Raw genomic sequence first — 10,206 nt, 5'->3', positions numbered from 1 at the left:
GTCATACGGCACGTCCTCCTGCAGCCCCGAAAAGCAGGAGAGTGCCATTTGAACTTTGCAGAGGGGTGTCATCTCTAGAGCATCGGACCGTTAAGTGGACGCGCCACCGGCGGCTTCGGCATGGCTCCAGGATGGCTGAGATGCAGACCTCATCGGATCCGACTTCTCGTCCGATGCTCTATATTGCGCTTACACAGATCCTTCGCGGGAGGTCGTTTATGGAACCGGATCCCGCGTCGTTTCAGCGTATTCCGACGTTTTCGGGTTTATGCTTAGCGCCAACTGCGTAAAGCGTTAATCAAACCAGTTCCCGAGACGCCGCTACGATCAACGGGAATACTGGCAAAAGATTTGTGCACCGAGCCAGACGTGGGCTCCCTGAGCAGCTCCTGCAGGCAAAGAGAAAGCGCCCCACAAGGGGGCGCTTCCAAGGTGCCGGTCGCGGGGCAGAATGCGCCGGAGAGCCAAGATAATGCGATCCTGCTGCTTTGGTTCCATCAGGAATGAACTCTTTGCAGCCAAAGTCCTGCCCTGATGCGCGCGGTCTCGAATATCGGACCCAAAAGTGGCATCCACGTTTGGGATCCATCCGATGCTCTTTCAGAAGCGGTGTGTCGTTCGATGCGGAAAACCAGGTCCACTTTTCCGCATGCCCTGAGCAAAAAGGCTTATTGCTAGCTCGTTAGTATTAGCTTATACCCCGTAAGCATAGTTAAGCGATTGCCAAAAGAATAAAAGTCGCTCTAGAAGATAAACTTCCCTATCGCGGGGCAGATCCGGGATGAAGGCCGCAAACTCAGCTATAAAGACTGAGTGCGGCCTTTTTTATTATTTTCTAGTGCCACGATCACGGCGAAATCTGCCGTCGCACTTAACCTCGATTAAGGACGTGGCAGAGGGTCCAGTCTGAGGCGTGGATCATTATGGGATCCGCTGCTCCTCCGAACAGAATGTAGCGTCTACGCGCGAGGAGAGGCGGCAGATCCCGCGAAACCCTCAGCGTCCGCGTTGGCGTGCTTGGCGGCACAAAAGGCTGCCGGAACAAGGATGCGGGGACGGAGTTGTCAGAGCCTCTCCTGCAAGGTCTCAAAGCGAGAGTTTCTGCGCGCGAGGGTGAGTAGTTCGTTCTGACAGCCAAACGAACCCCGAAACGGTAGCACACCCGCGCGAGGAAGCAGATGAGCCCTATCACCGAAGCCCGCGAAGCAGCGCGCCAGGCCGGTGAACAGTATGGCCGTCGGGCTGCAGAGATAGGCTCATCGCTTGGTGACGCTGCTGCGCCTCAAGACACACACTACGGCCATATCAGGGTAGTGCTCCAGCACATCGACAAGCAGGCCGAGAAGCTCAAAGCCAAGGGCATGGCCGCTGAGCTGGTGCAGCTGTGGACTGCAGCAGCCACACAGGCAGCGACCGAGCGCATGCATGAGCTGTTCCCTCTCGTCAAAGCGCCCAAGCAGTCGTTGAACTGAGGCGGGTTGCTCACCTGATCTTGCGAACGGGGATGCCGTTGCTCATCCCCTGGCCGTGCATGACGTACTCGTTTACCTCGCGAACGATGCGAACCTGCGGTCGATAGGCATAGTGATATTGATAGAGGTGCGAGATTACTTCCAGACCTGACCGTTGGTGAGCCTGTATAATGACTCCCCTCCGGCACCGTTGGAATTCTCTTCGATCTGGCTCTCGATGTCCTGCATTGAATGCTCCTTCAGCAGGCGAGCCTTGAGAGGGAGGCGCCAGCAGCGGGACCTTCATGGAGTCAGGAGGCACGCGGAGAGACAACCGTCTCAGCCTAACCTGATTTAGGGTCGTTAGCATTGATCTGACTATGCTATTGCCTCGCATATTCCGGATATTCAGTGCCGCACTACCTGCCTCAATTAGTGCTGGCGACGCCTTTCCATACACACTCGCATGCGCCTGTAGCCCGTGACTCTGTTTTTAGTGCGTAACTGGAGTAACCTGAGTTACCGAAACAGAATCAATCACTTAGCGGTTACCTACCCTAGTAACCCGCGTAACCGGCAACGCTGTTGCGTGATGCCCTTCAGCGTCTAATCCTGCCTGAAACCTTTACACCATATAGTGTTGAGACTGATCCCCTAGGCGCGACTTGTGTTTGTTCAAGCTGGGCCATCGGCAACCTGAGACCAGCCAAGTACGTTCCCCTTGGGCGCAACAGCCTGGAGGGTTCGATGACCCGGAGGGACGTATTGGCTTGGTATGGGCAGGTCGGGCTTATCGTGGCAGCCTTCGCCCTCATTGGCGGCATCGTGGCGGCACCGCTCCTTCCGGGACTCTGGGTTCCCACTCTGACGATTGCGCAGCGGTAAGGCCGTTCCAGGATATGAGAGGCCAAGCCGAGCTGCGGCGCTGTGGCCTCTCGCCTGACAAGGGAACAGCAGAATACATTCTGCTCCTCAAAGGCTTGTAGGGACGTCTCCCGACCGAACCTCTGGCCCTTGAGAAAGCCCGCGAGGGAGAACCCCCCTCGCGGGTTTTTCGTTGCCACTACGGATCCTGGCTCTCTGCAGCTGGAGCGGCATCACAGCCAGCTTTGCTCGACCCACCTGCAATCGAGAAACGACGTGTCAGGACATGGTATTGTAGAGCGTCTCTAGGCGGCGTGTGAGCATGACGAGTTGCGCATCCGGCATATCCTCAGCTCCATCGTAGCGTACCACCCACCGCTCGTAGGTCACCTACCCCAAGCCCTTTGACTTAGGCGGCAGATCCCACTCGCCCGGATCCTCGCCTCCGATAAGTCGCGGCATTGCCTTCAGTCGCCATGCCCGCCCGATTGGATCGAGGAACTGCGAGGCATACGCAACCCTGCGGCCCCAAGCGTGCCAACTGGCGAACATAGTGGCGTATGTTGAAGAGAACCGCGCTCGAACGAAGCACAGGACGACCTGTTTATCTAAATCCTATGAGAAGCGTCACTTTAGCACGGCGGCTCACCTCGCAGCCTCTCCAATCCTTAAACTTTAAGGTCCACATAAACTTAACGTAATCAGTGAGGCGGCCTCTAGCTTGAGAACGTACACGCCGGCGATAGGCAAAGCGCGGCAACACAGATAATGCAAGATTGACCCGCCTGCGCCCCACATATTGAGACCAGGTATGCTCTTGTCTTCAAATTTGGCCCCACGCGCCCAGTACTACCCTTATATTGATGGCTTGCGGGCTTTAGCTGTCCTGTCGGTGCTCATCTACCACCTCCATGGCCCCTGGCTCCCCGGTGGGTTCGTCGGAGTAGATGTGTTTTTCGTCATCTCCGGCTTCGTTGTCAGTGCTTCCATCGCCAGCTTCAAGGGACAAGGCATCTGGCAGTTTCTCACGTTTTTCTATGCGCGCCGTCTGAGACGTATTGCTCCTGCGCTTATCGTATGTCTGCTGGTCACTGCCGTTCTGACAGGACTGTTGATCCCGCCCTCCTGGCTCAGTGCGGAGAACCAGAAGACTGGCCTCTATGCCTTCTTTGGCCTCAGCAACTTCGCCCTTGCCAAGAGCGGCCGCGACTATTTTGCCCCAACGACCGACTTCAATCCCTACACCCACACTTGGTCGCTGGCGGTAGAAGAGCAATTTTATCTGGTCTTCCCTTTTCTGTTCCTGGCTTGGACGAGAGGCGGTCGCGGGCGGGCCTTGTCCGCTGCCCTCGTCGCCGGCACCTTGCTAGCATCACTAGGCTGGGGCTGGTGGCAGAGCCAAGCCAGTCCTGTCCAAGCATATTTCCTCACACCAAGCCGCTTCTGGGAACTAGCCGCCGGTGTATTGCTCTACCAGCTAATTAGCCACAGCTCGCAGCGGATTATATCCTCCAAACACGCTAGCGGTGTGCGTGGTATATTTGGCGCAGTCTCGCTGCTCTCGATCCTCGCTGCCTTTGCCGTATCGGCATCTACTCGGTTTCCGGTTCCTGGCGTGCTGCCTGCCGTGATAGGCACTCTCGGTGTAATCTGGAGTCTTCACCACCATCCTGAATTGAAACGCTTGCATGGCCTGCTCGGCAACCGCTCCTTAGTTTTCGTCGGCAGAATTTCTTATTCTCTGTACCTATGGCACTGGCCCGTGTTCGTCCTTTTTCGTTGGACTTGGGGATTGGAAAGCCTGCTGCCGCGCGTCTTAGCCATTGCACTCGCGTTTGTCCTTGCCCTTGCCTCGTGGCGCTTTGTAGAAAATCCCATTCGTTACGGCAGGGGCTTGAGCCGCATCCCACAAGGAGCGGTAATCGCTGGTAGCCTATTGGTCGTCACCGTTGGGAGCTTGGGAGCCAAAGTCATAGCCGACAATCAGCACCGGCTTTCATTCAGCACCGTCAGCCGGAACCCGGAAATCTGGTACCCCCACGTCTCTCCCACCAACGTGGAAGATCCGGATTGCAATGCCGAACCTGAACGACAGACCATCGCGGGCGGCCGGCTGCTGATTTACAGCCCCAAAGGCTGTGTTCAACCACGGCAGCTCAGCAACTCCAGCATCTACGTTATCGGCGACTCTCACGCCATGGCCTATGAAGGCCTGTTGAAGCAGTACGCTATTCACAGGACGACCCGCATCTATGCCTACACCAATGGCGGATGTCCGTTTATCAGCCTACAGCCTTCGCGGGACCTCGATGACGCAAGGTGCCGACACTACACTGACGCTGCCCTCTCCGACCTGCAGACTCGTCTGAGGCCTGGCGACGTGCTCTTTCTGCCATCCCTGCGGCTGCCGCGCTTCTCCGACCAGTGGATTTACTTCGGCCAAGAGCAGGCAAGGAGCCAGATGTTTGGCGCACGTGCCGATGCAGGACGCCGGCGCAGTGTCGCATTTGCGGTGGCAACTCTGCGCGACATTGCCCAACGCGGGGTTCACATTGTCCTTGAAGGACCGAAGCCTGTCTTCGAGGCACCACCGTTCCGCTGTGCTGACTGGTTCAACCGTGCCAATCCCATCTGCGCTCCAGGATTCTCAGTGCCGCGAAGCCTACTCGATGCTTTCCGTCAGCCGGTGCTTCAGGCTTTTGAAAGAATTGCTCAGCAGGTGCCGGATGTCAGCGTCTGGGATCCATACCCACTTCTCTGCCCTGAAGAGCAATGCCAGGCTTGGCGCGACGGTCAGCCCCTGTTTCTCGATGGCGACCACATCAGCGGCAGTGGCAACAAGCTTTTGCTTCCGTCTTTTACTGAAGCTATGGACGCTCGTCTTGGCATCCATAGCAGGGCAGCGGGACGCTGATGCCATGGCCCCAGGACTCAGACATGATCTCTAAATCGAAATCTCTTGGCTAGAGCCGCTTCATCAGCCGCGCCGCCGCCATGACAAGCCGTCCATCAAGCATCTCCTCGGCCGCATCGTAGCGCGCCATCCACCGCTCATAGTTAGGCTGTGGCACGGGTCAAACGCCGGCGAGGTTGTAGGGATCTTCAGACGACACTGGCGTAAGCGGGCCTTACAGGATTATCCTCCCGCCAAAGTCGGGGCGGGCAGAGACATGAACAACGATAATAACGGGGCAATCGTATTCCTGCTCGCAGCGATCCTCTGCGTCATGCTCTTTGGTTCAGCCGCTGTCCTGAGCGGAATCGGAACCCTTATGACCATAGGGGCCGTCCTTTCGGTCGGCTGCTTCATCATCTGGGGCATTGCGCGCCTCTTCGGTGCCATGCGTACCGAAGTTGCGACAGCGCGAACCGACCGCCAACCATGGCTCCACTTCTTCCTCCTGTGGCCTGGCATCATCGGAAACGTCGTGGTCTTGGGCCTCGCAGCGATGATTTGGATGGATAGCAGCGTTCGCTTTAAAGATGCCATTCAAACCGTCCCTTACTGGTGGGTCCCGGTAGCCATGATGTTCACCAGTCTGGTCGTGGGTCTCATGGAACGGGCGCATGAGTGGGTGCCACAAGTGCCGGGGGCCATCGTTGCGATGCTCAAAGGGTGGCTCTGGTTCGCCTTCCCGCCAGTTGCTAGCCCGGTTGGTCGCTGGCGGGAGATCCGCGAGCGGCGAGGTCAAGGCGAGCAAATCGGCGTGATCTCCATTGCGCTTTCACTTCTGGGTGCGCTCTTGGTGGGCATCCTGCTCTGGCCCCTCGGTACCTTCCTGCCGTTTGGGATCGTAGCGGCCATCATCGCAGAGGTCTCCCGGTAGGATTTACCGCTGCTCCGATCCGAGATGCTGGAGAGTTCATTGAGCGAAACACCGTTGGCATGGTTCCACCTTGCCCATGCCTACCTGCATGACGCCGCCACCCTGAGCGCGGCACCGAAGCCAGCCGGTGGGTTTTATGAAGCCCCGGTGCGGTTCCTGTATTTCCATGCAATCGAACTATTCCTGAAAGCCTACTTGAGGCTCCAGGGTATAGAGGAGGCAGAACTCGGAAGCCGATCCTATGGTCACCATCTGGCCACCCTCGCGGATGCGGCGGAACAGCGAGGACTCCTGATCGGAAAGCGGGTATGGCTCGTGTGTGATGCAGCCCGTGACTTCGACAAGCCCACGGAGGCGCGATACATCAAAACCGGACGGAGATCCGCCTTGCCGGCTCATAAACTGCACGAGGCCGCACGAGAGCTGCAGTCCAGGGTCGATCAGGCACTCCGCATAAACGGGGTTCTGACCCGTCGGCTGCCCGATCTCCCGATTGTCCACCCTCCGCGCCCTCTCACAGTTGCCAAGGCCGCGAAACTGCTCGCACGCAAGGGTCTGTAACTCGTGGAACACTCAGTATGGAACGGCACGCCGACGTCCACGGATTATTTACCTTGGCCGTTGCATGATGCTTGCACCGGGCGCGTAGCATCCCAGCCCGACCAATCCACTGCCCCCAGGTATTGGATGATGCCCTGGCCGAGGGTCCATCGACTCCCCTCGGCTGGGGCGTTTTTTTGCCCGCAAGCTAACCGCGGAGGACGGCTAGCGGGTGAACCAGCCGAGCACAAAGGCAACGACCAAGAACCCCACAAAGAAGGCTATGAGTGTGAAGCCGCTGGCATACAGGAGCATTTCCCACGGCGAGAACCCATAGCAGCCGGAAAAGCCGAGCAGGCTGCACGCCCACCTCATCAGATCGTCCATGCGCCCTTCTATGCTCGTGGCTGCAGAGATTATGCGGCTTGAGCGAAAGGAACCACGAATTTCGCATAACGCGCAGTATGGAACTCGAAGGAGAGCCCCATCGCGGATTTCGCGGAAGGACGTTTATGGAATGGAGCTGCTTACACTCTTCAAGTTTTGCAAAGCCTCTTCCACGCGACTATGGGCCTCCTGAGATAACGGCAGGATCGGGCGCGGCGGCTCGATCCTGGCGAGACCGAGAAGGTTTGCCATCACATACATCACGCGGAAGCTGCCAAACGCCCTGAACAGCTCCCAAAGCGGTCGAAAAGCATCGTTGATGCGCGCAGCTGCCGAACTATCGCCCGCTTGTGCCGCACGCGTGAGGGCCAAAGCCGGAGAGGGCAGAAGGCCCGCAACCACACTGTACCAGGCGTCACAGCCAGCCAGCAGGGCGTCGGCGGCGCCCCAATCCCCGCTGTAGCCAACGGCGAAGCTGTCGGGGGTAATTGCCCGCAGCCGCTCTATCTCGCCCGCGAAATCTCCATTCGCAGGGAGCGGCATTTTCACCGCTGCCACGTTCGGGAGTTTTGCCAGACGTGCAATCAGGTCATCGCTAAAGGTGAATTTTGTGGTGCTCGGATTGTTGTAGATGCACAAGGGCAGCCCGCCTGCCTCGGCCACAGCTGCGAAGTGCTGATAGACCTCCTCATCCGTGAGAGGCGCATAGGACATGGGGGCCAGCAACAAACCATCGGCACCCGCCATTTTGGCATCACGGGCGAGCGTTTGCGCCTCATCGGTCCGGAGCGCGCCAACACCCACGATGATCGGTGTCTTGCCGCCAACACATTCCACCGCCACCCGCACGGCCCGTTGGCGTTCCTCCCGTCTCAGGTAGGCATAGCCGCCAGTGCTGCCGAGCAGGCCGATGGAGTCGGCCCCTGCGGCATGGATGCGCTCAAGGAAGCGGCAAAGCACGTCAGCCTGCAAATGCCCCGCCGCATCGGTTGGAGTCAGAGGAAAAGCCGACAGGCCGCTGAACAGCTTCGAAGTTCTATGTTTGGTCATCATGTGCGAGCCAGAAGCAGGCGCAGTCCTGCACAATCCCAATAATCAGGTTGAAGGGCGCCCGGCCACAGCCAAGCCGAGGCCAAGCGCCTTGGACCTGTATCACAAGATCCTCGTAATTCGCAGAACACGCTATATGGAACGCGATTTAGCGTATTCGGGAAGTGTTCAAGCCAGCTTATGGAACCCCGCCGCGCCTGTGCAGTCAAACCCGCTCCAGCGGAGGCCTCGGCGTGGGTATGAATACTGGCGACATCTTTCGCGCGCGATCCCGGCGGAATCCCGCCACGGTTCACCCGGACGATCACACCGCGCCCCTTCGATCTTCCTCCGAGGAGCGCATTGGAAGCTCCCTGAACCTGCTCCCTCTCCGGCTCCGCCAGCGAGGGAGCTTTTTTGTGGGCCGATCGCGGCGAAACCTGCCGCCACGTTTGATCTGGTTTAAGGACGCGACTTGGCAGAGGACGCAATCTGGCAGCGCGGATCAACATGGGATCCGCTCCTTGATCAACGTCTTCCTGGACTAGCTCCCTCGTTGGCCACCACCGGCGGGGGAGCTTCTTCGTGCGTAGGCTTGCGCAGGGGTACCGACTGCCTGCCTAAATTCGAGATGGTGACGCCTTTCCATGCCCACCCACGCATGCACATGTAACCTGTGACTTCTGTTTTTAGTGAGTAACCGGAGTAACCTGAGTTACCGCAATGAAATCATATACTTGGTGGTTACACGTCCATGTAACCTACGTAACCGGCAACGCTGTTGCGTGATACACCTCAATGTCTAATCATGCCTGAAACCCTTACACCATAAGGCTTTGAGGGTGATTTCCTAGGCGCGCCTTGTCCTTGATCAAGCTGGGCCATTGGCAACCTGAGACCGGCCGAATACGTTCTCCTTGGGCGCAACAGCCTGAGGGGGTTTGTATGACCCGCAAGGACGTATTGGCCTGGTATGGGCAGGTCGGGCTCATCGTGGCAGCCTTCGCCCTCATTGGCGGCATCGTGGCGGCACCGCTCCTCCCAGGACTCTGGGCCCCCACTTTGACAATTGCTCAACGATAATGCTCTCAGGACCGTGAGCCTGCGAGGAACCTTAGGCCGCTGACTTCGCTTGTCCTGAGCCGGCTCGGTCCTCTGCCGGTACTCCCGGACAAGCCTAGGGTTGCACTTCCCTTGCTCTGGACTTGACCGGGTTCTATTTCTTGGCTGCAAGGGCGTCCTGCAACTTCTGTATATTGGTTCGTAGGATCTCCGCAGCGGCGGCGCCTCGAATGGCGATGATGCCGCGCTCCTTCCTCTTCCCATCCTCATCAGTGGACCCATTGAAGAAAGCCTCCCGCTCGGCCTTGGACATGGCCAAGACGGTACGGGCCTCGCACTCGTGCTGCCATTCCTCAGACCAGGTCCTCACAGGCTGGCCGGTGATCTCGGAGAGGGCGGTGGTATCGCGGGAGTAGCTCATGCCGGGAGTTATGGCATGAAGGGGTGAAGAGAGGGTTGCGCTGGGGTTGCAGCGGCAGGAGTTGCATCAGTCTAGGTATCGCTGGTGATTGCTCCATATCCGTTCCAGCGGTTCCTAACTTGCAACGAAAGTGATCCCGGCATGAGTAAGCTCGCTCTATATGTGCCCTTGGAAGCCAAGGCAGGGAAAGAGGAAGAAGCTGCGGAGTTTCTCCGTTCAGCCTTGCCCCTCGTTGAGGAGGAGCCCGGCACGACAACTTGGTATGCTGTGCGGTTTGATCACAATACGTTTGCGATCTTTGACGCTTTCCCGGACGAAGCTGCCCGGAATGCTCATCTTGCCGGTAAGGTCGCTGTGGCCTTGAGTCAGCGAGCGCCTGATCTCTTCGTTGATCCATTTGAGATCAAAAGCGCTGGCCGATGAGTTGCACGACCTCGGGGCTCTCGGCGAACTTGCCGTGATTGAGGGCGTCACCCGCCTTGAGCTTGGTGAGGTCGAGAACCGTCACGTTCGCCTGCTCCAACTGCGTCCGGTAGGGCTCTTGATCCGGATTGATGGCGCCCAGGCGAGCCTCGCTGCCCCACACCCGCCGGGAGACAGCCAGCGCCCGGTCATCCTGCGACAC

11 protein-coding genes are annotated in these 10,206 nt (G+C 58.3%); 7 read left to right on the top strand and 4 right to left on the bottom strand.

Going from position 1 to position 10,206, the window contains the following annotated elements; all coding sequences use genetic code 11:
- The first annotated feature begins 1,178 nt into the window (after nt 1–1,178).
- The 5 genes from DRB19_RS27605 to DRB19_RS27590 all read left to right on the top strand — a co-directional run bounded on the left by DRB19_RS27605 (nt 1,179) and on the right by DRB19_RS27590 (nt 6,703).
- Nucleotides 1,179–1,472, top strand: a complete 294-nt coding sequence (locus DRB19_RS27605; protein ID WP_114189185.1) for a hypothetical protein — start codon at nt 1,179–1,181, stop codon at nt 1,470–1,472.
- A gap of 726 nt (nt 1,473–2,198) precedes the next feature.
- The gene (locus DRB19_RS30650; RefSeq protein ID WP_170148953.1) at nt 2,199–2,336 is read left to right on the top strand and encodes a hypothetical protein; all 138 of its coding nucleotides are present in this window, start codon (nt 2,199–2,201) and stop codon (nt 2,334–2,336) included.
- A 790-nt stretch (nt 2,337–3,126) separates the two neighbouring features.
- The gene (locus DRB19_RS27600) at nt 3,127–5,229 is read left to right on the top strand and encodes an acyltransferase family protein (RefSeq protein WP_114189184.1); all 2,103 of its coding nucleotides are present in this window, start codon (nt 3,127–3,129) and stop codon (nt 5,227–5,229) included.
- Between the two features lie 256 nt (nt 5,230–5,485).
- Nucleotides 5,486–6,142, top strand: coding sequence for a hypothetical protein (locus DRB19_RS27595; RefSeq protein WP_114189183.1), 657 nt, complete (start codon nt 5,486–5,488; stop codon nt 6,140–6,142).
- Between the two features lie 39 nt (nt 6,143–6,181).
- Complete coding sequence (locus DRB19_RS27590; RefSeq protein ID WP_114189182.1) at nt 6,182–6,703, top strand: hypothetical protein; 522 nt, start codon at nt 6,182–6,184, stop codon at nt 6,701–6,703.
- A 204-nt stretch (nt 6,704–6,907) separates the two neighbouring features.
- Here the strand turns inward: DRB19_RS27590 and DRB19_RS30420 are convergent, their stop codons facing one another.
- Entirely contained in the window at nt 6,908–7,069 is a 162-nt protein-coding gene (locus tag DRB19_RS30420; protein WP_162815914.1) for a hypothetical protein, read from the bottom strand.
- Between the two features lie 123 nt (nt 7,070–7,192).
- Nucleotides 7,193–8,122 carry a dihydrodipicolinate synthase family protein gene (locus tag DRB19_RS27585; protein ID WP_245439870.1) on the bottom strand — a complete coding sequence of 310 codons (930 nt, stop codon included), beginning with the start codon at nt 8,120–8,122 and terminating at the stop codon, nt 7,193–7,195.
- Between the two features lie 921 nt (nt 8,123–9,043).
- Here DRB19_RS27585 and DRB19_RS30645 point away from each other — a divergent pair.
- Nucleotides 9,044–9,181 (top strand): hypothetical protein, encoded by a 138-nt coding sequence (locus DRB19_RS30645; RefSeq protein ID WP_170148952.1) that lies wholly within the window; start codon nt 9,044–9,046, stop codon nt 9,179–9,181.
- A gap of 133 nt (nt 9,182–9,314) precedes the next feature.
- On the opposite strand, the gene DRB19_RS27575 is transcribed toward DRB19_RS30645, so the two are convergent.
- Complete coding sequence (locus tag DRB19_RS27575; RefSeq protein WP_114189180.1) at nt 9,315–9,581, bottom strand: DUF7696 family protein; 267 nt, start codon at nt 9,579–9,581, stop codon at nt 9,315–9,317.
- A gap of 141 nt (nt 9,582–9,722) precedes the next feature.
- Here DRB19_RS27575 and DRB19_RS30640 point away from each other — a divergent pair, with 141 nt between their 5' ends.
- Entirely contained in the window at nt 9,723–10,004 is a 282-nt protein-coding gene (locus tag DRB19_RS30640; protein ID WP_114189179.1) for a putative quinol monooxygenase, read from the top strand.
- Here DRB19_RS30640 and DRB19_RS27565 read toward each other — a convergent pair.
- A partial coding sequence (locus DRB19_RS27565; protein WP_114189178.1) for an alpha/beta hydrolase occupies nt 9,985–10,206 on the bottom strand: 222 nt, incomplete at its 5' end. The two genes, DRB19_RS30640 and DRB19_RS27565, sit on opposite strands and share 20 nt — an antisense overlap.

It is taken from the genome of Microvirga aerophila, assembly GCF_003332305.1.
Classification (GTDB): domain Bacteria; phylum Pseudomonadota; class Alphaproteobacteria; order Rhizobiales; family Beijerinckiaceae; genus Microvirga; species Microvirga aerophila.
The sequence above is the reverse complement of the archived record's forward strand: the minus strand, read 5'-3'. Positions and strand labels throughout refer to the sequence as shown.